Source organism: Streptomyces sp. NBC_00341 (assembly GCF_041435055.1).
Taxonomy (GTDB): Bacteria; Actinomycetota; Actinomycetes; order Streptomycetales; family Streptomycetaceae; genus Streptomyces.
Window position 1 is genome coordinate 1,626,654 of sequence record NZ_CP108002.1, and the last position, 20,919, is coordinate 1,647,572.

Annotated in this window: 19 protein-coding genes; 6 read left to right on the forward strand and 13 right to left on the reverse strand. The window is 72.6% G+C overall.

What is annotated here, in order from left to right; translation table 11 throughout:
• The 8 genes from OG892_RS07210 to OG892_RS07245 form a co-directional block, all read right to left on the reverse strand.
• The gene (locus OG892_RS07210; protein ID WP_371628719.1) at positions 1-1,080 is read right to left on the reverse strand and encodes a Zn-dependent alcohol dehydrogenase; all 1,080 of its coding nucleotides are present in this window, start codon (positions 1,078-1,080) and stop codon (positions 1-3) included.
• A 59-nt stretch (positions 1,081-1,139) separates the two neighbouring features.
• Positions 1,140-2,534, reverse strand: coding sequence for an aldehyde dehydrogenase family protein (locus OG892_RS07215; protein ID WP_371628720.1), 1,395 nt, complete (start codon positions 2,532-2,534; stop codon positions 1,140-1,142).
• A 116-nt stretch (positions 2,535-2,650) separates the two neighbouring features.
• Positions 2,651-4,009 (reverse strand): ABC transporter ATP-binding protein, encoded by a 1,359-nt coding sequence (locus OG892_RS07220; RefSeq protein ID WP_073739341.1) that lies wholly within the window; start codon positions 4,007-4,009, stop codon positions 2,651-2,653.
• Positions 4,010-4,204: 195 nt separating this feature from the next.
• Entirely contained in the window at positions 4,205-4,825 is a 621-nt protein-coding gene (locus OG892_RS07225; RefSeq protein ID WP_327336159.1) for a TetR/AcrR family transcriptional regulator, read from the reverse strand.
• Between the two features lie 178 nt (positions 4,826-5,003).
• Entirely contained in the window at positions 5,004-5,693 is a 690-nt protein-coding gene (locus OG892_RS07230) for an SDR family NAD(P)-dependent oxidoreductase (RefSeq protein WP_328867596.1), read from the reverse strand.
• Between the two features lie 104 nt (positions 5,694-5,797).
• Positions 5,798-7,081: a hypothetical protein gene (locus OG892_RS07235; RefSeq protein WP_371631589.1), complete on the reverse strand. Its 1,284-nt coding sequence runs from the start codon at positions 7,079-7,081 to the stop codon at positions 5,798-5,800.
• 50 nt (positions 7,082-7,131) lie between these two features.
• On the reverse strand, positions 7,132-7,935 hold the full coding sequence (locus OG892_RS07240) for a hypothetical protein (RefSeq protein ID WP_371631590.1): 804 nt from the start codon (positions 7,933-7,935) through the stop codon (positions 7,132-7,134).
• Positions 7,936-8,024: 89 nt separating this feature from the next.
• Positions 8,025-10,139: a right-handed parallel beta-helix repeat-containing protein gene (locus OG892_RS07245; protein WP_371628721.1), complete on the reverse strand. Its 2,115-nt coding sequence runs from the start codon at positions 10,137-10,139 to the stop codon at positions 8,025-8,027.
• A 122-nt stretch (positions 10,140-10,261) separates the two neighbouring features.
• On the opposite strand from OG892_RS07245, the gene hmgA reads away from it, so the two are divergent.
• From hmgA to OG892_RS07260, 3 genes are all read left to right on the forward strand, one after another.
• Positions 10,262-11,590 (forward strand): homogentisate 1,2-dioxygenase, encoded by a 1,329-nt coding sequence (gene hmgA, locus OG892_RS07250; protein WP_371628722.1) that lies wholly within the window; start codon positions 10,262-10,264, stop codon positions 11,588-11,590.
• 97 nt (positions 11,591-11,687) lie between these two features.
• Complete coding sequence (locus OG892_RS07255) at positions 11,688-12,473, forward strand: GntR family transcriptional regulator (RefSeq protein ID WP_371628723.1); 786 nt, start codon at positions 11,688-11,690, stop codon at positions 12,471-12,473.
• A 104-nt stretch (positions 12,474-12,577) separates the two neighbouring features.
• On the forward strand, positions 12,578-13,801 hold the full coding sequence (locus OG892_RS07260; RefSeq protein WP_371628724.1) for a type ISP restriction/modification enzyme: 1,224 nt from the start codon (positions 12,578-12,580) through the stop codon (positions 13,799-13,801).
• 98 nt (positions 13,802-13,899) lie between these two features.
• On the opposite strand, the gene OG892_RS07265 is transcribed toward OG892_RS07260, so the two are convergent.
• The 3 genes from OG892_RS07265 to OG892_RS07275 form a co-directional block, all read right to left on the reverse strand.
• Positions 13,900-14,508, reverse strand: a complete 609-nt coding sequence (locus OG892_RS07265; RefSeq protein ID WP_073739334.1) for a TetR/AcrR family transcriptional regulator — start codon at positions 14,506-14,508, stop codon at positions 13,900-13,902.
• Positions 14,509-14,684: 176 nt separating this feature from the next.
• The gene (locus OG892_RS07270; RefSeq protein WP_073739333.1) at positions 14,685-14,948 is read right to left on the reverse strand and encodes a hypothetical protein; all 264 of its coding nucleotides are present in this window, start codon (positions 14,946-14,948) and stop codon (positions 14,685-14,687) included.
• Between the two features lie 271 nt (positions 14,949-15,219).
• Positions 15,220-16,029: an SGNH/GDSL hydrolase family protein gene (locus OG892_RS07275; protein WP_073739332.1), complete on the reverse strand. Its 810-nt coding sequence runs from the start codon at positions 16,027-16,029 to the stop codon at positions 15,220-15,222.
• Between the two features lie 251 nt (positions 16,030-16,280).
• Here OG892_RS07275 and OG892_RS07280 point away from each other — a divergent pair, with 251 nt between their 5' ends.
• Entirely contained in the window at positions 16,281-17,387 is a 1,107-nt protein-coding gene (locus OG892_RS07280; protein ID WP_371628725.1) for a DUF5925 domain-containing protein, read from the forward strand.
• Between the two features lie 93 nt (positions 17,388-17,480).
• Here the strand turns inward: OG892_RS07280 and OG892_RS07285 are convergent, their stop codons facing one another.
• Positions 17,481-17,855 carry a GntR family transcriptional regulator gene (locus OG892_RS07285; protein WP_073739330.1) on the reverse strand — a complete coding sequence of 125 codons (375 nt, stop codon included), beginning with the start codon at positions 17,853-17,855 and terminating at the stop codon, positions 17,481-17,483.
• 99 nt (positions 17,856-17,954) lie between these two features.
• Between OG892_RS07285 and OG892_RS07290 the strand changes: the two genes are divergently transcribed.
• Together OG892_RS07290 and OG892_RS07295 are read left to right on the forward strand one after the other, a co-directional pair.
• The gene (locus tag OG892_RS07290) at positions 17,955-18,875 is read left to right on the forward strand and encodes a GNAT family N-acetyltransferase (RefSeq protein WP_073739329.1); all 921 of its coding nucleotides are present in this window, start codon (positions 17,955-17,957) and stop codon (positions 18,873-18,875) included.
• Complete coding sequence (locus OG892_RS07295) at positions 18,856-19,392, forward strand: DUF402 domain-containing protein (protein ID WP_371628726.1); 537 nt, start codon at positions 18,856-18,858, stop codon at positions 19,390-19,392. Before OG892_RS07290 ends, OG892_RS07295 begins: the two co-directional genes overlap by 20 nt.
• A gap of 15 nt (positions 19,393-19,407) precedes the next feature.
• On the opposite strand, the gene OG892_RS07300 is transcribed toward OG892_RS07295, so the two are convergent.
• Positions 19,408-20,886, reverse strand: a complete 1,479-nt coding sequence (locus OG892_RS07300; protein ID WP_371628727.1) for a trifunctional class I SAM-dependent methyltransferase/NUDIX hydrolase/VOC family protein — start codon at positions 20,884-20,886, stop codon at positions 19,408-19,410.
• Positions 20,887-20,919: the final 33 nt, after the last annotated feature.

The window sequence follows — 20,919 nt, forward strand, 5'->3', positions numbered from 1 at the left end:
TCAGAACACCACCAGGGCCCGGCCGCCCTTGCCCGCGATCATGTTGTCGAAGGCGGCCGGGATGCCGTCGAGCCCGATCCGCTCCGTGACCATCATGGAGAGGTCGAAACGGCCCGCCGCGATGTGCCCGGCCAGCACCGGCAGATCGCGGGCCGGGTCGCTGTTCCCGTACACGCAGCCGGTCAGGGAGCGGCCCCAGTGGAAGATCTCCAGGGCGTTGAAGGTCACCTCCTGGTCCTTGCCGCCGATGCCGACGACCGTGGTGCGGCCGCCCCTGCGGGTGGACTCCCAGGCGGTACGGATGGTGGCGGCCCGGCCGACGCACTCGACCGCGACGTCCGCGCCCTGGCCGCCGGTGAGGCCGCGGATCTCGCGGGGCGTGGTGGCGGAGGCGACGACGTAGTCGGTGGCGCCCGCCTTCCGGGCCAGCTCCTCCTTCGCCGGGGAGACGTCCACCGCGATGATCCGCGAGGCGCCCGCGATCCGGGCGGACTGGAGCACCGCGAGGCCGACGCCGCCGATGCCGAACACGACGACGGACTCCCCCGCGCGGACCCGCGCGCTGTGGTGGACCGCGCCGTACCCGGTCAGCACCGCGCAGCCGAGCAGCGCGGCGTCGGTGAGCGGGACGCCGTCCGGTGCGGGCAGCACGCAGTTCGCGGCGACCACGGTCTCCTGTGCGAAGGCGGCGACGTTCAGCCCGGGGTGCAGCTCGGTGCCGTCGGCGGTGCGGGCGTGGATGTTCGCCGCGCCGGCCAGGGCGTTGGCGCAGAGCCAGACCTCACCGATCCCGCAGTGGTGGCAGTTCCCGCAGGACGGGGCCCAGTTGAGGACCACCCCGTCGCCGGGTGCGACGTGGCCGACGTCCTCGCCCACGGAGAGGACGGTGCCTGCTCCCTCGTGGCCGAGGACGGCGGGCACCGGCACCCGCATCGTGCCGTTGGACAGTGAGAGGTCGGAGTGGCAGACCCCGGCGGCGGCGAGCCGGACGCGCACCTGGCCGGGGCCGGGCTCAGGGAGTTCGATGCCGGTGATCTCCAGCGGGGCTCCGACGGCGGGCAGTACGGCGGCGCGGACCACGGACTGGCTCCTTGCTGAGAGGGGAAACGGATTGCGGGCGGCGGACTCGGTGGACCGGTTCAGAACTGGAGGGACTTGGTCTGCAGGTACTCCGCGAGGCCGTGGGAGCCGAGTTCGCGGCCGACGCCGGACTGCTTGTAGCCGCCGAAGGGGGCGAGCGGGTTGAACCGGCCGCCGTTGATGTCGACCTGGCCGGTGTCCATCCGGCGGGCGAAGGCGACGGCCTCCGTGTCGTCGGCGGCCCAGACGGCGCCGGCGAGCCCGTACACGGTGCCGTTGGCGATCCGCAGCGCGTCGTCCTCGTCCTCGTACTTCAGGATCGAGATGACCGGGCCGAAGATCTCCTCCTGGGCGATGGTCATCTCCGGGGTGACGTCGGCGAACACGGTGGGGCTGACGTAGTACCCGGTCGGGAGCGGCGCCTCGGGGCCACCCGCGACGACCCGGGCGCCCTCCTCGATGCCCTTCTCGATGTAGCCGCGGACCCGGGCCCGCTGCTTGGCGTTGACGAGCGGGCCGACCCGCTCGCCGGGCACGTACTTGGCGACGGCCGCTGCTGCGAGGGCGACGGCCTCCTCGTACCGGTCCGCGTCCACCAGCATCCGGGTCCAGGCGCTGCACGTCTGGCCGGAGTTGGACATCACGTTGGCGACGCCGACGTTGACCGCCTTGGCGAGATCGGCGCCGGGCAGGATGACGTTGGCGGACTTCCCGCCCAGCTCCAGTGCGACGCGCTTGACCGCGCCGCCCGCCGTCGCGCCGATCTGCTTCCCGACGGCGGTGGAGCCGGTGAAGGAGACCAGGTCGACGTCCTCGTGCCCGGCGAGCGCCTGTCCGGCGACCGAGCCGAGGCCGGTGACCAGGTTGAACACCCCGGCCGGCAGTCCGGCCTCCTCGGTGGCCTCGGCGAAGAGCTGAGCGGTGAGCGGGGTGTCCTCCGCGGGCTTGAGGACGACGGTGCAGCCCGCGGCGAGCGCGGGGGCGACCTTGGCGACGATCTGGTGCAGCGGGTAGTTCCACGGGGTGATCGCGCCGACCACACCGACCGGCTCCAGCAGCACGGTGGAGTTGCCGTGCCGCTCCTCGAAGGCGTAGGTCGCGGCCAGTTCGGCGTACGAGCCGGCGACGAGCACCGGCACCCCGGCGTGCACGGCCTGCGACATCGGCAGCGGCGAACCGAGTTCCGCCGTGACCGTCGCGGCGATCTCGTCCTTGCGGGCCGCCAGGACGTCGCGCAGCGCGCCGATCCGGGCGGCGCGTTCGGCCGGCGGGGTCGCGGCCCAGCCGGGGAAGGCGGCGCGGGCGGCCCGTACCGCGTCATCGACATCGACGGCCGTCCCGGCCGGGACATGGGCGATGACCTGCTCGTCCGCCGGATTCACGACCGCGATCGTGTCCGTTGCCGCGGCCGGCCGCCAGGCGCCGCCGATGTACATACCGTCGTGGGCCTTCATGGCTGTTCCTCCCGGGCACGGTGACGGACGGGGTCGTCCACGCCCCAAACTAGCGCCGTTAGTTTTCAGGCGCCAGAGACACAGGTCACGCCATCCCCGCCCGTCCGGCCGCCCCGTTACATGTCCAGCCCCGGCACATCCCTCGGCAACGGGCAGATCCGGCGCCCCTGGTGATCGAAGACGTACAGGTGCGCCAGGTCCACCAGCAGCGGGACCTGGCCTCCGGTGCGCAGCCGCATGTCCGGGCCGGTGCGCACCACGAGGTCGCTGGCCGTGACGGCGGGGCGGTCCGGGCTGCGCACCCCCGGCGCCGGCGTCTCGGATTCGGGTGCGTCCAGGACGGCGACGGAGCCGCCGAGGTGCCCGGCGGCGCGCTCCCTGAGCCGCCCCAGCACCCCTGCTCCGCCCTCGGCACCCCGGCGCCTGCGCTGGGCACCGTGCTCCGGGCGGGCCGACTCCAGGTCCGGCACCACGGCGGGCTGCGAGCCGGTGTTGAGGTGGACCAGCGCCTCGTGCCCCTGGTACTCGACGTGCTCGACGATGCCGCTGAGTGCGACCTCCCCCGGGCGGGCCTGGCTCGGCGGGGCGATCCGGACCGCTTCGGAACGCAGTCCGACGATGATCCGGCGGCCCTGCTGGATGCGGAGCAACTGGTGGTCGGGGCTGAGCGGTTCGGTCAGCGGAAGGCGCTGGCGGCCGAGGTCGATCGACATCCGCCCCTCCAGGGGCGCGTGCACGACGGCCTGGAGCAGATTGATCCTCGGGGTGCCGATGAACGCGGCGACGAACACGTTCTCCGGCAGCGCGTAGACCTCACGCGGCGGGCTGACCTGCTGGAGCACCCCGCCGCGCATCACGGCGACCCGGTGGCCCAGCGACATCGCCTCCGCCTGGTCGTGGGTCACGTAGACGGTGGTGACGCCGAGTTCCTTGGTGAGCTGGGATATCTCGGCGCGCAGGTGGTTGCGGAGCTTCGCGTCGAGGTTGGAGAGCGGCTCGTCCATCAGGAAGGCGGACGGCTGGCGCGAAATGGCCCGGCCCATCGCGACCCGCTGGCGCTCCCCACCGGAGAGCTGGCCGGGGAGCCGGTCCAGGACGCTCTCGATCCCGAGCATCCTGGCCGTGTTCTCGATGCGCTCGCTGTGGTCCTGGCGCGGGTTCTCCAGCTTCAGCGGGAAGCCGATGTTGGCCCGGTTGGTCATCGTCGGGTACAGCGCGAAGTTCTGGAAGACCATGGCCATTCCGCGTTCGCGGGGGGTGAGGTGGTTGGCCGGTTCTCCGTCGAGCAGCACCTCGCCCTCGGAGACGTCCTCAAGACCGGCGATCATGCGGAGCACGGTCGATTTGCCGCAGCCCGAGGGGCCCAGCAGGACGACGAACTCGCCCGGGTCGATGGAGAGCGAGAGACGGTCGACGGCACGCGAGGACCGCCCGTACGCCTTGCTGACATTGTTCAGAATGATGGCGCGAGTCATGTGGTTCCGCCCGGAAGGATGGTGGTGGAGCGGTGGGGAGCGGCAGCAGTGGCCTGAAATTAACCCACTGGGCGGGGTGAGGGAATGATTCGCGCAAAGCTCGCCGGTCACGGGGGCCGCCGGGCCGGAAGTGCCAGGTGCGATTCCGCTTCGGCCCGGGTTCCCGGGAGCCGAGTGTCCCCGCGTCGGACCGTCTCAGTCCAGTACGCGTGCCAGGTACGCCTGGATCAGTACCCGGGTCTCGGTGACGATCGCGTGGTCGCCGTCGGGGTCGATGCGGAAGGCGAGTTTGAGCAGGGCGTCGGTGGCCTCCACGCAGACCAGGACGGTGCGCACCAGGTCCTCGTCAGAGGTGCGGCCCAGGTGCCCGCAGAGGAGGTCGGCCAGCCGGCTCGCGACCCGGTGGTTGGCGTCGTCGGCCGGGTCCTCGTCGGGTGCCGGGGCGCCGAAGTCGACCAGGGCGAAGCCGGGTACGGAACGCTTCATCGCGAGGTACTCGTCGAGCACGGCGTCGATGGCGCGGCGCCAGTCGTCGGCCGGGATGACGGCCAGCCGGGACGTGATGCGCTCGGCGTAGCTGTCCAGGTTGCGCAGGGCGAGGGCGTCGGCGAGGGCCCGCTTGTTGGAGAAGAAGCGGTAGACGGAGCCGATGGGGACCTCGGCGCGTACCGCCACGGCCCGGGTCGAGAGCTGTTCGTAGCCGGTCTCGTCGAGGAGTTCGGCGCAGGCGTCGAGTATCCGGGCGAGACGTTCGGCGCTGCGCTGCTGTACGGGGGCGCGGCGGAGGTTCGTGTTCACGTGGGGCACGGGCTCCATGATGCCGTGGGCCTCCTTCGCCGGGCGTAAGGACTCGGTCCGCGACCGCCGTCGGGAAGTGCGGGCCCCACGGGACGTCCGGTGAGGACCGTGCCGTACTTCGGCCCGGCCCCCGCCGCCCGCCACCACACCGCTCGTCAAGCGCGGAAAGGATTACGGATCTCGCCATGGACCTCGCCTACCAGGGCAGCGGGCCCTCCGCGTCGAAGTAGCCACCGGTCGGGCCGTCCGGACCCGGCTGAGCCATCCGGACAATGATCTCGGCGCCCTGTTCGACGGTCTGCGTGCCCTCGTGCCGGTTCAGGTCGGTCGAGGTGTAGCCGGGCTCCACAGCGTTGATCCGCATCTGCGGGAACGCCGTGGCGAACTGCACGGTAAGCATGTTGACCGCGGTTTTGGAGACCGGGTAGGCGGCCCCCGGATACCCCTTGCCGGCCTGGGCCAGCGAGGCCAGCCTGCTGCTGACATTGACCACGACCGGGGCCGCGGAGCGCTCCAGCAGCGGCAGGAAGGCGTGGGTGACCCGGACCAGGCCGAAGACGTTGGTCTCGAACACCTCACGCATCACGTCGGCGGTCAGCTCCGCGGCGCCGATGATGTCGCCTCCGGGTGACCGCACCTCGATTCCGGCGTTGTTGACGAGGACGTCCAGGCCGCCGTCGGCCTCGATGGTGGCCGCCGCGGCGGCGACCGACGCGTCGTCGGTGACGTCGAGTTGTACGAACCGGGCGCCCAGCTCGGTCGCGGCCGCCTTGCCCCGCTCGGGGTTGCGCGCCCCGACGTAGACGGTGTGTCCCGCGGCGATGAGGCAGCGGGCGGTCTCGTGGCCGAGGCCCTTGTTGGCCCCGGTGATCAAGGTTGTGGTCATGGGGTACAGCTTCCCTCCGGGATGTCGCGGCCGACCAATGGTTTACGACGCGGTCCGGCCGGGGCACCGGAGCACGTCGCGCGATCGCCTCCCGCGCACCGGCATCAGGCGATGAGCAGGCTCAGTCCGCCGACGGTGTACGCGATCATCAGGATCAGCAGCGGGAGTTGGCCGGCTATCGCGCGGCCGGGCGGGAAGAGCCGTACGGAACGGTCGTGGGCCGCGACGACGCCCAGGACGTGGCCGAGGACGATCGCGAGGACCTGGAGTGCGGCGACACCGCCCGGACCCAGCGGTGGCTCGGGCGGAGCGGGATTGTCAGTGCCGAGTGCCACCATGACTGTACGTGGACCTTCGGTGACGAAGAGTGTGAAGTAGTGGGCGACGAGATAGCCGAGCGCGATCGGGACGAGCGAGTGCGCGAAAGCGGTGAGGGGGTGCGCCAGTCGCCCGGAGAGCAGCCGGGTGGCACCGGCGCAGAGCGCGTAGAGGGAGGCCACCAGGGCGACGGCGCCCAGGAGTCCGAGCGTGGCCGCGGTGGTACGGCCCAGGGGGGAGGTCTGGACGGTGGTGATCCAGGAGGGTGCGTCGGAGAAGCCGTCGTAGGCGGTGGAGCCGAGCATGACGCAGACGGTGGCGACGAGTCCGGGGAGCTGGGGTGTGGCGTCGAGTCCGTTGAACGGGGAGCGCAGGACGAGGCGGCGGTCGGCGGGGCGGCGGCCGAGCGGGGAGAGCCTGGCCAGCAGCCCCGAGTAGACCTCGAAGGCGTCGGCGTGGTCGAACCAGTGGGCGCCGTGGCGGGCGGCGGCCGCGAGGTGGACGGCGCAGTACAGGGCGAGGAAGAGGAGGACCGCGGTGGGTGACGCGGGGTCGGGGGCGACGAGTTCGAGCCAGGTGAAGGCGAGCAGCCCGGCCGCCGCCGGCCACATCCCGAGGCGTACGGGCAGCGGCCGGCCGGCATCGGGGTCGCGCCCCAGCGCGCGGCAGGCCAGGAGGTGGAGGGTGCGCAGCGGATTGAGCAGCCGCCAGACGGGCCCCAACAGCAGGGAGGCCGGGACGAGCCCGACCCACAGGAGTACGTAGACGGCCCCGGGGGCCGGGTTGCGGTCCGGGTCCGCCGGGCCGAGGAGGAGGTGCGCCACGACGAACAGCGCGGCGGCCAGGCCGAGCGCGCGGGCCGCGACGCGGGTGGTGCGTGCGTCGGCCGCGCGCTGGACGGCGGCCGGCAGCGGGCGGCCCGCCAGGTCGCCGCGGAACCGGGAGGCGGACCAGAGCAGGCCGAGCGCGAGGAAGGAGACGAACAGCGCGGCGAAGGCGCCCGCGAACGCGTAGAACGGCGAGAGCGGCAGATCGTGCTGGGCGCCGATGCCGTGGGCGAGGACGTCCACGGCGCCGGGGGCCGGGCCGGTGCCGCCGGCCAAAGCGGCCGGACCGGCCGTCACCGTACGACGAGTTGGGTCAGGAGCAGGTCGGACTCGTGTGTCTCGACCTCGAAGAGCCCGGTGCGGTCGGCGGTGAACGTGAGGGTGACGGTCCGGCCGGCGGGCAGCCGCGCCTCCTTGTCGTAGCCGTGCACATGAAGGGTGTCGTCGTGGTCGCTGCGGACCTTCAGCCGCACGGTCCGGCCCTTCTTGATCTCGGCGCGCCCCGGCGCCGGGCTGACCTTGCCGTCGCGGACGGAGATCTCCAGCGTGGTGCCGGGGTCGGGTGCGGCGGGGGTGGAGGCGGGTGCGGTCGTCGGAGTGGCGGTGAGAGCGGCGGTGGCCTGCACCGGGGTGGAGCCGACGGCCCAGGCGGTGTGGTCGTCGGCGTAGAGGCGGGCGGTGAGTTCGGTGCCGCCCCCGGCGCCCCGGAGCAGTGACTCCGGCAGGTGGAACCAGGCGCCGTAGACCCGGGCGAGCGGATGGCCGTCGAGGAAGAGGCGGGCGTGGCCCCGGCCCAGGAGTGCGCCGCCGCCCACGCTGTCCGGGGTGAACCGGAAGTTCCGCACCGAGAGGTGGACGTTCCAGCCGTCCTCCGAGTCGGGCCGCACGGCGACGGTCACCTCCGGCGCGCCCTCGGCGTCGACCTGGCGCAGCCGGTGACCGGAGCCGTCGTCCGAGGACAGCAGTCGGCCGACGCTGCCGGTGGCCTGCTCGTGGCTGGTGCCCGGCTTGTGATGGGTGGTGGCCCGCCCGCCGCAGGCGCCCGCGCCGAGCGCGAGGGCGGCCACGACGAGCAGGGCGGCGACGGACCTGCGCACCGGGGCTGACGCGTGGTTCGGGTGCCGGTTCCGGGTGTGGTTCGGGTGCCGGTTCCGGGTGCGGTTCGGGTGCCGGTTCTGGGTGCGGTTCACGACGGTTCTCCGTCCGGTGCGGGGGGCGAAACGGGTTGGCCTGCCGGCGCGGGGGCCGAAACCGGTTCACCGTCCGGCGTGCCGGGCGAAACCGGCTTCCCGTCCGGCTCCGACCGTTCGCCGTGCCGGGCGGCGGCCATCACGGCCCAGACCACCCAGACCACGCCGAGGAGCCCCCGCACCCAGGCGGGGCTCAGCGGGATCCACGGGATCATGAACACGCCCTTGTCCAGCGCGTCGAGCAGCGTGAGCGCGCCCAGCACCACCGTCGTCCAGCCCAGCCCCGGCCGCCCCCGCCGCCGCAGCACGAGGCCGATGCCCGTCCACCACAGCCCGGTCAGCAGCAGCGCGACAGCGGGCAGGTAACCGGCGGCGAGCCCCATGGTCGACCCGGCCACGTCGAGACCGAGGCCGATGAGCCCGAGGACCGAGGCCGCCGTGGCGAGCCGGCTCGACCGGAGCCTGCGCCACCACAGGACGCCGCCGACCAGCACGAGCACCAGCGCGATGCCCAGGGCCGCCTGCAGCTCGATGCGTTCGATCCCGCGTGCGCCGTACCAGTCGCAGCCGGCCGGCAGCCGGCGCGCCTGCACGTTGTAGTCGGCGCAGACCAGCAGCTGGGCGAGCTTGACGGGTTCGCCCATCAGCCGGTCGGTGCTGCCGGTGACCGCGCCGCGTTCGTCTCCGCAGGCGGGCAGCGAGCGGGGGGTGGAGGGACCCGCGTCCGACTGCCAGCAGTTGCCGTCGCCCTGGCCGTCCCACCACACGTCGGTGCGATTGGGCCGCGCGTTGCCTGCCTTGTCCGTGCCGAGGTGGTTGTTGGCGTACCGGTTGTGGTGCGAGGTGTCGGTCTGCTTGCCGAGCGCGCTCTCGCCCCGGATGAAGGCGGGGACGGCGCTCAGGAAGAAGGCGGCGCGCTGCTGCCCGTAGACCCAGTTGTTCTCGTAGATGTTCCAGTTGCCGCCCGCGGTGATGATGCCGGTGCCCGGCGGCATGGAGATCTGCGGGCAGACCACCCCGTTCTCGTAACCGCGCTCGACCGGCGGCTTGGCGCAGGTGCCGTCGGCGACGTACGGGTAGTAGTCGGCGTTGTTGTCGTGGATCAGGTTGCGCTCGAAGCGGGCGTGGTTCTGCGGCAGCCCGGGGTGGCCCGGGAAGGCGCTGTCCATCGAGGCGCCGCCCATGTTGTGGTCGAACTCGTTGTCGTGGACGTAGACGGAGTCGCCCGCGGTGCCGGAGTAGCCGACCATGTTGTGGTGGCTGTGGCAGCCGGTGATCTCGATCGAGTAGCGGGGGACCTTGTAGCCGTAACCGTCGTTGATGTTCGACGCGCTGCCCGGGTAGATGCCGGAGTCGCCGTTGCCGTACGACTCGCAGTTCTTGTAGAGGCCGTGGTCGCTGGCGAAGGTCAGGAAGCCGTACTCGTCGTTCCAGCGGGTCAGCACGTCGTCGATGACGAAGCCGTCCTGGGCCAGGATGTACAGCGAGTTGAAGGTGGTGCGCTGGGCGGTGAAGTTCTTGAAGTAGACGCCGTCGGAGCCGTCCGCCCGGATCGCGTTGAGCTTGCGGTACTTGGCGTCGATGACGACGTCCGTGCGCTCGGCGCCGGTGCCCTCGATCTGGAGGTCCTTCTTGCCGAGGATCGCCACCAGGTTCTGGTTGTGCGGGCACTTCGCCTGCTGGGCGTAGCTCAGGATCTGGTAGCCGAGCTGGGAGTTGGGGGCCTTCAGCCGGGAGCACTCCCCGGTGGGCGCCGGCAGTGAGGGCTCCTCCTCGTAGAGGCCCGGCAGGATCGCGATGTTCTTGCCGGGGCCGGTGACCGCGTCGACGGCCTGCTGGAGGTGGCGGTAGCCGGACTTCTGGCACCGGTCGAAGAGCTTGAGGTTCCTGGAGCGCAGCGCTTCGGGGAAGCCCGATATCCGGTGCTCGAAGTCGGCCCGGTCGCTCTTGCAGACCAGGAGGTCCGGCTCGCCCGCGCGGTGCGCCGGGACGCTGCCGGTTCCGTCGGGCAGGGTGACCGGGCGTTCCTCGTGTGCCTGGGCGGCCGGGGCCGCGAGGAGGGCGGCGGCGAGCGCCGCCAGGATCACCAGGAGTCTACGTGTCCACGACATGTGCGGGAGAGTAGAGCATTGTTCAACTTTTGGAACCCCCCTGTGCGCGACGAATGCCGTTGACTCGCCTCCTTATGATTCCTACGGTTACCCATAGGATTCCTTCGGCACCGGGAGCGCGCATGAGTGGCATCGAGCAGGCGAGGAAGACGGCGGAGGGGCTGGAGCACTCCGCCGGTTTCGGTAATCAGCACAGCTCGGAGGCGGCGCCGGGGGCACTGCCGCACGGGCGCAACTCGCCGCAGCGCGCGCCCCTGGGGCTCTACGCGGAGCAGCTGAGCGGATCGGCGTTCACCGAGCCACGGGCGCACAACCGGCGCTCGTGGCTCTACCGGATCCGCCCCTCCGCGGCCCATCCGCCGTTCCGCCGGATCGACAACGGGGCCGTCCGCACCGCCCCGTTCACCGAGATCGTCCCCGATCCCAACCGGCTGCGCTGGGACCCGCTCCCGGAGCCCGCGCCCGGCACCGATTTCCTGGCCGGCCTCTGGACGCTGGGGGGCAACGGCGACGCGGGGCAGCGCAGCGGCATGGCCGTGCACCTCTACCACGCCAACGCCGCGATGACGGACCGGGTGTTCAGCGACAGCGACGGCGAGCTGCTGATCGTCCCCGAGCACGGCGGCCTCCTCATCCGCACCGAACTGGGCCTGCTGCGCGCCGAACCGGGCCACATCGCGCTGATCCCGCGCGGCGTCCGCTTCCGGGTCGAGCTGCTCGACGCCACCGCTCGGGGCTACGTCTGCGAGAACTACGGGCAGCCCTTCACCCTCCCGGATCTGGGCCCGATCGGCGCCAACGGCCTGGCCAACGCGCGGGACTTCCTCGCCCCGGTCGCCGCGTACGAGATCGTGGAGCGCCCGGTCGAGGTGGTCAACAAGTTCTGCGGCAACCTCTGGTCCGCGACGTACGACCACTCCCCGCTCGATGTGGTCGCCTGGCACGGCAACCACACCCCGTACGTCTACGACCTGCACCGGTTCAACGTCATCGGCTCGGTCAGCTACGACCACCCGGACCCGTCGATCTTCACGGTGCTGACCTCCCCCTCGGACACCCCCGGGCTGGCCGGGGTCGACTTCGTGGTGTTCGCCCCGCGCTGGCTGGTCGGTGAGGACACCTTCCGGCCGCCGTACTTCCACCGCAACGTGATGAGCGAGTACATGGGCCTGATCGAGGGCGCGTACGACGCGAAGACGGCCGGCAAGGGGGGCTTCGTGCCCGGCGGCGGTTCGCTGCACAACATGATGTCGGCGCACGGCCCGGACCGGGAGACCTTCGACCGGGCGAGCGCGGCGGAGCTGAAGCCGCAGAAGATCGACGACGGTCTGGCCTTCATGTTCGAGACCCGCTGGCCCGTCACGGCGACCGGCCTGGCCACCACCGCCGGCCATCTTCAGCACGGCTACGACGACGTGTGGCAGGGTCTGAGCCGCAACTTCCATCCGTAGCGGGCCCGCTCGCGCCGGTCCCCCGTGGCAGTGCCCCGTGCCACCGGCACGGGGCGGTGTCTCCCCGTGCCAGTGACGACGAATACAGGTGACCCGGATGTCGCAGACCCCTCTGAAGCCCCCCGCGCCCCAGGGGGCCGCCTTCGCACCCGACTCGCTGGTCCTGAACCGCAAACTGCCGCTCTGGTACCAGGTCTCGCAGTCGTTGCGGGCCTCGATACTGGGCCGCACGCCGGACGCCACACTGCGGCTGCCGACCGAGGAGCAGCTCGCCGCGCACTACGGCGTCAGCGTCCTCACCATGCGGCAGGCGCTCAAGGAGCTGGAGACGGAGGGGCTGATCAGCCGGCACCGACGGCGCGGCACGTTCATCGAGCCGCGCGCCCGCCGGGGGGCGCCGGTCCGGCTGCTCGGCTCGATCGACGCGATCGTCGCCCAGCAGTCGGGCGAGCTGACCACGCTGCTCGACCACGGCCCGCTCGCCGTGCCGGGCGATGTCGCGGAGCACTTCCCCGGCTGCCCGGAGGTGGTCGGCTACCGGCGGCTGCGGTGCGAGGAGGAATCCGGCGAGCCGACGAACTGGGCGCAGAACTGGCTCCGTCCGGAGGTCGCGGCCGCACTCGACCCGGCGGACCTGGAACGCTGGCCGATGACCAAGGTGCTGCGCGACCGGGTCGGGGTCCGGATCGCGCGGATCACCGACACGGTCGAGGCGAGACTGGCCGACCCGGTCACCGCCGAACTGCTCCGGGTCCCGCTGCTCAGCCCGATCCTGTACTACACGGGCGTGACGTACGACGAGAGCGGCCGGGTGGTCGATGTGGCGCAGATCCGTTACCGGGGCGACCGGTTCTCGTTCTCGGTCACGGTGGAGGCGCACTGACACCCCGCCCGGCACCCCGCACGGAGGCGCCCTGACGCGGGGTCCCGCAGCGCCGTTACGATGCCGGGGAAGGCGGCAGGCGTGGCGACGGGGAGGACGACACGGTGGCAGCTCCGGCAGCGGCCGGCTCCGGCGACGACTTGTCCGGCCCGCTCCTCGACGACCTCATGCCCTGGTCCGTACGGCCGCTCAGGACCGGACGCGCCTGGGTGACGGCCCCGGACGCGGCCTCGCTCAGGGCCCGCTGGGACCGGCTCGTGCGGGCCCAGGACGCCGAGCGGGAGCGGCTCTTCGGCCCCACCCGTTCCCGTACCCCGCACACTCCGGTGGCCGCGCTGCCCGGACAGACCACCGCAACCGCCCGGTTCGCCCGCGAGCCGGGCCCGTGCCCGGAGCCGGTACGGATCCTGCACGGCCCGTACGACGAGCAGTGGCTGCTCCCCGACCACCGGCTGATAGACGCGGCCCGGCCCGAACTGTGGCGGGTGGCCGACGGGCACCAGCTGTTCGTCGTCGAGCACGGCCGGATCCCGCAGGACACCGGACCCGCGCTGTCCGTGACGGCGCTGCTCCCCGACGGGCACTCCCCCGCGGGGCGCCCCGGCCGGATCCGGCCGCTCTACCGGCGCCCCGGCGGTCTCGAACCCAATCTGGCGCCCGGACTGCTCGCCCTTCTGCGCGCCCGGCACGGGGACGCGGTCTCCCCGGAGTCCGTGCTCGCGTGGATCCTCGCGGCGGCCCGGCACTCCCCGGCCGGCTGCGTGGTACCGCTGCCCGTGGACACCGCGCGCTGGACGGCGGGGGTGGAGCTGGGCCGGGAGCTGCTGCGGCTCCAGCTGCGCGGGGCCCGCGGCGGGGAGCGGCCCCGGCTGCCCGGCGGGCGCCGCCCGTACGTGCGGGCCGCCGTGCCGCCCGCCCCGGCCGAGCTGTCCTACGACGCCGAGGAGCAGGTGCTGCGGATCGGTACGGGCCGCATCTCGCCGGTGGACGCCGGGGCGTGGGAGTTCCGGGTGGGCGGCGTACGGATGCTGGAGCTCTGGTTCGAGCGGCGCACGGCGGTGACCGGGGCGGAGGCGGATGGCCTGGAGGCCGTACGGCCGCCCGCCTGGCCGCAGGAGTGGACGTCCGAGCTGCTGGAACTGATCACGCTGCTCGCCCTGCTGGACGGGCTGCGGCCCCGGCAGGACGCGTTGGCGCCCGGTGCGGGGATCGGCGCGCGGGAGCTGCGGGCGGCGGGGGTACTGCCGGTGCCGGCCTCGGCGCGGCGGCCCGCCTCCGTACTCGGTCTCCAGGAGGAGGGGCCGGACGGCCAGTTCGCACTGCTGTGAGCGCCGTCCGGGTCGGGTCCGGCCGCCCGGCCGGTCACACAATCACAAGGTCACGCGGTCACGCGGTCACTCGGGGAGCCGCTCAGCCGGCGAGCGTCTCAGCCGGGCAGTGCGGCCGGCCGGTCCAGTGCGCCCAGCAGTGCGATGAAGCTCGACTCCAGGAACGCGCCCAGCTCCGCGAGCGCGTCCGGCTCGTCGAGCCGCCAGCTGGTGACGGCCTCCTCCGCGAAGGCCATCCAGGCGCGTGCGGCGACGAGCAGCCGCGGCGAGTCCGGCATCCCGAGCCGCCGCTGGCCCTCCTCCACCCGCCGGGCCAGGATGGCGCGGGTGGACTCGACGATGTCCTCCACCGCGGGGTGGCTGCCGGCCGCGCCGCGGACCAGCGCGAGGTAGACCTTGCGGTGCTCCGTGACGTACGCCGCGAATCCGGCGATGAACGACCGCAGCCAGGCGACGGGCTCCAGCGACGGATCCGGGTCCGTGGCCGCGGCGAAGTCGTCGCACTCCCGCCGCACCACACAGCGGTAGAAGTCGCGTTTGGAGTCGAAGTAGTGGAAGAGCAGCCCCCGGGAGATGCCCGCGCGGCGCGCCACATCGTCGGTGGAGAGCTCGTCCAGCGAACAATCGGCGAGCATGTCCACGCCAATCGAGACCAGCTGCGCCCTTCGCTCGTCGGGACTCAGACGCGCGGCTCGCTTCTCGGGCATACCGCCAGTGTAGAAGTATTTCGGCGCCGAATTACCTCGACGCCCATTCGATGACTGACAGCCGGGCGCCGCAGCGGCTCCCAGGCCTCACGCGGACATGGCGACGCGCCACTGCCGACTCCGGGGATGACGGAAGAGTGGGCAGCGGCGCGATACCTGGACCGGGGGCCGTCGGATCAGCGGCGGCTGCCGAAGAGCGAGCGTCGCAGTCGTCGCAGAGGCGCGAAGAGCGAGACCCGCGCGCTCTTGCTCCGACGTGTGTGCGCGGCGTCGCGCGAGGTCAGCTCCCGCATCAGCAGCGTCGCCTCCGCGGAATCGCGCTGCGGGACGACAGGGCCGCCCAGCACCGCGAGATGGCGGTCGAGGCGCGAACTCGTCGCCCCGGTCCCGCAGGTAATAGCAGGCACTCGCGGCCTGCTTCGCACCGTTATCTGTTCCATGTCACTCCCCACCCGTACGAGGGCACCCGGCCCGGGCAGGTTAACCCTATCCCCCCGCGACGACACCCGTGTATCCCGGGCGCAGGATTGAGCACACACATACGGAGGTTGACGACGGTTCACCGACTTTGCCCGATTCCAGGGCGAGTTGGACAGGGCGCCGATGACCGGACACCCCGGGACCGATCCGCGCGGGGCGCCCGGAAGGCACCCGGAAGAGGGCCCCGGCCTGCGGGGACCCCCTCCCGGCGGAAGGGTTTCGGCGCGGGTGTCAGGCGGCCGAGTTGAGTACCGGCAGATAGCCACCGGACTGCCCGGCGGCGAAGGGGTGATACGACTCACCGATGTCGAGCCAGTTGAGACTGTGCAGCCAGGCGCTTCCCGAGCAGATCTCGTGCCCGGTGAACTTCCCCGCGACGTCACCGAAGGTGAAGCCGTGGTCGGCGGCACGCTTGGCGGTGGCCGCGTTCAGGTAGTCGGACGCGCCGTTGATGGCGGCGCGCACCTTGTCGCTGAGCCCGACGACACAGCTGCCGCCGATCTTGTAGAAGCGCGGGTAGCCGAGGACGACGACATGGGCGGACGGGGCCTTGGCGTGGATGGCGTCGTACACCGTGTCGAGCTTGCCGGGGAGCGTGGAGTCCACGTAACCGCGGGCGGTGGCGATGCGGTTGAGGCAGGTGGCCTCCGACTGGAGGACACAGGTCGTCATGACGTCGGAGAATCCCGCGTCGTTGCCGCCGATGGAGATCGAGACGAGGTCGGTCGAGGAGTTGAGCGGTCCGAGCTGGCCGGCCGTCACATCGCCGGTGCGCGCACCCGAACAGGCGGTGAAGGCGAACGAGGCGGGCGAGTTGGCGGCCGCCCAGAGCGAGGGGTAGGCGAGGGTGCTGCGCTTGCAGTCCCCACTGGAGCCGATGTAGCTGCCGGAGCCGACTCCGGAGGAGTAGGAGTCACCGAGGGCGACGTAGTCGACGGCCTGGACGGACGGAGCCGCGTTCGCGGTGGCCGCCCCGGTCAGGGCGATGACGGCACCGAACAGGAGCGAGGACGAGAACGCCACGAGTCTGGACATTTTCATGGAATCTCCCTTGGACCGACCAGCAGGATCTCTGCCACCTACGTGGTAGCAGCAGGGAGAGTCATTTCGGAAGTGTGCATGCCAAGTCCATCGGATGACCTTCTGGCGCCGGTGCTCTGAGGGCGCGTCACTCCGGCGCACAGGGGGATCGCGCGGGCGACGGGCCGCATTGTCCGGCGGCACCGGCCCACGCTGCGGGAAGTGGTGAAACCTGGGTGCGCCGGGTGCCCGGGTGACGGATCATGGGCGCCATGTCTGTCACCCCCGAGTCAGCTCTGCCGATCCGGCTCACCGTCGACGACAGCGACTCCCCGTCCGATGTCGTCGACGCCCTGTTTCTCGGCCGGTTCGCGACGGGCGAGCAGTCGTACTCCCACAGCACCTCCCTCGACCGGGTCCGGAGCGGGGCCACGCTCCTGCCCCAGGACGCCACGGTGTTGCGCGCCGCCCGTGACGACGACCGCAGCGCTCTGCTCGCGGAGGGCGAGGGCTGGACGCTGCTCGTCTCCCGCTGGAACCGGGGCGCCGACGTCACGGTCACCGCGACCACCCCCGAGCTGGCGCAGAAGGTGCTCGACGAGGCCACGGACGGCGCCCAGGACGAGCCGGAACCGCAGCCCGACAGCGTGACCATGGGGTTCTGGCACCTGTCGCCGCGCCGCGGCCCGTGCCGCACCACCCGGCAGATCACGGCCGGCGCCTGGGACGAGGTCCGCACCAACTACACCGCGCCGGTGGCCGATGCCATGGACGGCCTGATGAAGGTCACCCCGGACGACATCGCCGGCCGGCTGCTCCTGCTGCACGGCCCGCCCGGCACCGGCAAGACCTCCGCGCTGCGCACCCTGGCCCGGTCCTGGCGGGACTGGTGCCAGGTCGACTGCGTACTCGATCCCGAACGGCTCTTCAACGACGTCGGCTACCTGATGGACATAGCGATCGGCGAGGACGACGGAACGGCGAAGGGCCGCTGGCGGCTGCTGCTCCTGGAGGACTGCGACGAGCTGATCCGCGGCGAGGCCAAGCACACGGCCGGCCAGGCGCTGTCCCGGCTGCTGAACCTCACGGACGGGCTGCTGGGCCAGGGCCGCAACGTGCTCGTCGGGGTGACCACCAACGAGGACCTGGAACGCCTGCACCCGGCGGTCGTCCGGCCTGGCCGCTGCCTGGCCCGGATCGAGGTGGGCCCGCTGACCCGCGAGGAGTCGGCGGCCTGGCTCGGCACCGACGAGGGCCTGGGCCGCGACGGGTCACCCGAGGGCGCGACCCTGGCAGAGCTGTACGCCCTGCACCGCGGCACGGGCCCCGCCTCGGTCCCGAAGCAGGACTCGGGCGCGGACGCGGGGCTGTACCTCTGACCAGGCACAAGCCCGCTGAGCGCACATTCAAGCCCGTCCGGCGCTTGAGGACGAAGCGGCCCGCCGGACGTCCCGGCACCCGGACAACCGGCCTCACCCCGCGTACACCGCCCGCACCGCGTCCTGCGCCAGCGCGAGCGCCCGCGCGCGGGACAGGCCCAGCCGCCGGGCCTGCTCCGCGTACTCCTGCGCGGCGGAGGCCGCGTTGCGCTCGGCCGCGTCCCCCGCGGCGGCGATGAACGTGCCGTTGCGCCCGCGCGTCTCGATCACCCCGTCCGCCTCCAGCGCCCGGTACGCCTTGGCGACCGTGTTGGCGGCGAGGCCCAGTTCCTCGGCGAAGCCGCGTACGGTCGGAAGTCGGTAGCCCACCGGCAGTGCGCCGGAGCGGGCCAGTTCGGAGATCTGGGTGCGCAGCTGCTCGTACGGGGCGGCGCCGGAATCCGGGTCAACGGAGATCTTCAGAGTCACGGCCCGATTCTCCCCCTACCGCCCGAGGCCGCCGGTGCCCGCCCCGCCGCCGGGAAAATCACGGGCGCACCGGCGGTGCCTGCGGGTACGGTCCGCCGCATGACTGTCATCGTTCGCGACTTCCGCACCTCCGACGCCGAGGACTGGGTACGGGTGCGCCGCGCGGCGCTCCCGTTCCTGGTGACCACCCCGGAAGCGGTCGTCTTCAGCCTGGCGAACGCCCGTCCCGGCCGGCGCTACCGCCTGCTGGTCGCGGAGGAGGACGGCGAGATCATCGGGACGGTCGAGGCCGGTCTCGCCCATGGGAGCCCCAGGCCAGGTCAGGCCTCCTGCAATCCGCACGTCCATCCGGAGCGGACCGGCCGGGGCGCGGGCTCCCTGCTGCTGCGCACGGCCGAGGAGTATCTGGCCCTGGCCGGTGCGCGCGAGGTCTACGCCTGGGTGCTGGACGCCCCGCGCGACCGGGCGTTCGCGGAGCGGCACGGCTACGGACCCAGCCGCCCGGCGCATTTCTTGCATCTGGATCTGGCCGGCGGCACGCTGCCGCCCCGTCAGGAGCTCCCGGCCGGTGTCGAGCTGCGGACCGGCGCCGATTTCGAGGACGACCCGCGACCGCTCTTCGAGGCGGACGCCGAGACGACGGCGGACGAGCCGAGCGACACCCCGGCCCAGCCGTCGGACTACGAGGAGTGGCTCACCGGGACCTGGGCCGACCCCGCGCTCGACCGCCGCCTCACCTCGGTGGTGGTCGTCGACGGCGAGGTCGCGGCGTTCAGCGCGGCGCGGTGCGACAGCTCCGGCCGCTACTGGTCGGGGATGACCGGCACCCGGCGGGCGTACCGCGGCCGCGGGCTGGCGAAGCTCGCCAAGAACGACTCGCTGCACCGGGCGCGCGCCGCCGGGTACACCGACGCCTATACCGGCAATGACGCCGACAACGGTCCGATGCTGGCGGTCAACCGCTGGTTCGGCTACGAGATCTGTGCCACGGAGGTACGCCATGTCCGCAGGCTCGGCTGAGGCCGGACGGAACGCGGGACCGGGCACCGGACCGGAGTCCGGACTGACGGTCGTCCTGGTCAAGGCCGGAAAGACCAAGATCCGCTATCCCGCGGCCCTGGTCGCCGACGACGGTACCCGGGTGACGGTGCGGGCGCCCTGGGCCGCTCCCGGGGTCCGTGACTTCGGCTTCGTACGCTTCGAGCCGGGTTACGTCTTCACCGAGCACTACTGGCGCGACGCCTGGTTCGCGGTGAAGGAGGTCCGCACGGGGGCGGGCGAACTCAAGGGCTGGTACTGCGATGTGACCCGCCCGGCGGTGCTGCGGGACGGTGAGCTGATCGTCGAGGACCTGGATCTCGATCTGTGGGTGTCGGCGGACCGCTGCGACGTACTGCGCCTGGACGAGGACGAGTTCGAGGAGAGCGGGCTAGCCGGGCGCGATCCGGAGGCGGCGCGTGCCGCCGTCGCGGCGCTGGACGAGCTGGAGCGCCTCGCCCGTGCGCCGGAGGGGTTCGCCGTCCTGCTGGGCCGGTAGCAGGACCCTCGCCCCTCAGCCCACCACCAGCTCGACCTCGTACCCCGCCGCGTCCTCCAGGTACGCGGCCACGTGCCCGTCGCCGCCCGCGTGCGGATGGCGGTCCGGGAAGAGCAGCCGCCAGCCGTGCTCCGGGGCGCGGGCCACCAGCGCGTCGAGGGCCTCGCGGTCCGCCACGTGGAACGCCAGGTGGTTGAGGCCGGGACGGCACCGCTCGTGTGCTCCGGGGACCAGGTCGGGCGACTGCTCGACGACCACGTAGCTGTCGCCCCGGCGCCAGCTGCGCCCGTGCGCCCACCGCTGGTACGGCTCATGGCCCAGCTCGCCGAGGAGCCAGCCCCATCCCGCCTCGGCCGCCGCCAGGTCGGGCACCCACAGCTCGATGTGGTGGACCCGGCCGGTGCGGACCCCGCCGGCCGGCAGCGGGACCGCGCGGCGGGGTCCGCGCGGTTCGTACGCGACGGTGTCGCCGTCCTCGTGCCAGTGGACCAGGAAGCGCTCCCCCGCCCGGTAGCCGTCGAGCCCGGCCCTGCAGTACGCCACCATGTCGTCCGGCAGGGCGTCCAGCGGGAACCAGGCCAGCTCCGAGCACTTGTCCGGCTCGCGGTTGTACGGCGGCCGGGCCGGGTCGTACTCCGCCTCGAAGAACCAGCCGGTCCGCGGACCGCCGCCGGGCCCCCGGTGGTGCATGACGAGGGCCACCCGCAGCTCCTCCGGCTCCAGCGCGATCCCGGTCTCCTCCGCCGCCTCCCGGATCATGCCCTCGCGGACGTCCTCACCGTCCTCCAGGTGCCCGGACGGGGCGTGCAGCAGCCCGTCCGCGTACCCCGTACCGGCCCGGCGGGCGAGCAGGACGTCGGAGCCGCGCCGCAGGATCAGGTGTACGTCCACGACCTCGGTGTGCCGGCGCGGCGGTTCGGCGCGGGCGACCAGGGCGTAGCGCTCGTCGTCGACGTCCTTGCCCCAGAGGTCGCGGTCGCCGGAGAGCCGTTCGTGGTGGATTCGCTCGGTGAACGGGGCGAGCAGCGAGGTGAGTTGCCCGGCGGACAGCCCGACCCCGTTCCACACGCCTTCGATCAGCACCAGTCTGCCGCCGGGCCGCAGCAGACCGGACCAGTGCCGCAGGACCGCCGCCGGGTCGGGCAGCAGCCACACCACGTGCCGGGCCAGGATCACATCGAACCGCTGCTTGCCGACAGGCGGCGCGGCGGCGTCCCCGGCGAGCACCTCCGTCCCCGTGCCGGCCAGCTTGGCGCGCGCCTGCTCCACCATGCGCGGCGAGCGGTCCACGGCGGTGACCCGGTGCCCCTGCCCGGCGACGAGCAGCGCCAGGCTTCCGGTGCCGCAGCCCAGGTCGAGGACCTCGGAACGCTCCCGGGGCAGCCAGCTCTCCAGCCGTCGCGCCCAGGCGTGCCGGACCACGGGGTCGAGCAGCCCGTGGTCCGGCTCCTCGTCGAAGGAATCGGCGGCGGAGTCCCAGTCGATCGTCGTCATGCACCGATCGTGCCATCCGCCTCTGACAGCGGC

Coding starts and splice junctions, on each gene's coding strand:
- OG892_RS07215 (WP_371628720.1), bottom strand. CDS start 2,534: ATGAAGGCCCACGACGGTATGTACATCGGCGGCGCCTGGCGGCCGGCC.
- OG892_RS07220 (WP_073739341.1), bottom strand. CDS start 4,009: ATGACTCGCGCCATCATTCTGAACAATGTCAGCAAGGCGTACGGGCGG.
- OG892_RS07225 (WP_327336159.1), bottom strand. CDS start 4,825: ATGGAGCCCGTGCCCCACGTGAACACGAACCTCCGCCGCGCCCCCGTA.
- OG892_RS07230 (WP_328867596.1), bottom strand. CDS start 5,693: ATGACCACAACCTTGATCACCGGGGCCAACAAGGGCCTCGGCCACGAG.
- OG892_RS07245 (WP_371628721.1), bottom strand. CDS start 10,139: ATGTCGTGGACACGTAGACTCCTGGTGATCCTGGCGGCGCTCGCCGCC.
- hmgA (WP_371628722.1), top strand. CDS start 10,262: ATGAGTGGCATCGAGCAGGCGAGGAAGACGGCGGAGGGGCTGGAGCAC.
- OG892_RS07255 (WP_371628723.1), top strand. CDS start 11,688: ATGTCGCAGACCCCTCTGAAGCCCCCCGCGCCCCAGGGGGCCGCCTTC.
- OG892_RS07265 (WP_073739334.1), bottom strand. CDS start 14,508: ATGCCCGAGAAGCGAGCCGCGCGTCTGAGTCCCGACGAGCGAAGGGCG.
- OG892_RS07270 (WP_073739333.1), bottom strand. CDS start 14,948: ATGGAACAGATAACGGTGCGAAGCAGGCCGCGAGTGCCTGCTATTACC.
- OG892_RS07275 (WP_073739332.1), bottom strand. CDS start 16,029: ATGAAAATGTCCAGACTCGTGGCGTTCTCGTCCTCGCTCCTGTTCGGT.
- OG892_RS07280 (WP_371628725.1), top strand. CDS start 16,281: ATGTCTGTCACCCCCGAGTCAGCTCTGCCGATCCGGCTCACCGTCGAC.
- OG892_RS07290 (WP_073739329.1), top strand. CDS start 17,955: ATGACTGTCATCGTTCGCGACTTCCGCACCTCCGACGCCGAGGACTGG.
- OG892_RS07295 (WP_371628726.1), top strand. CDS start 18,856: ATGTCCGCAGGCTCGGCTGAGGCCGGACGGAACGCGGGACCGGGCACC.
- OG892_RS07300 (WP_371628727.1), bottom strand. CDS start 20,886: ATGACGACGATCGACTGGGACTCCGCCGCCGATTCCTTCGACGAGGAG.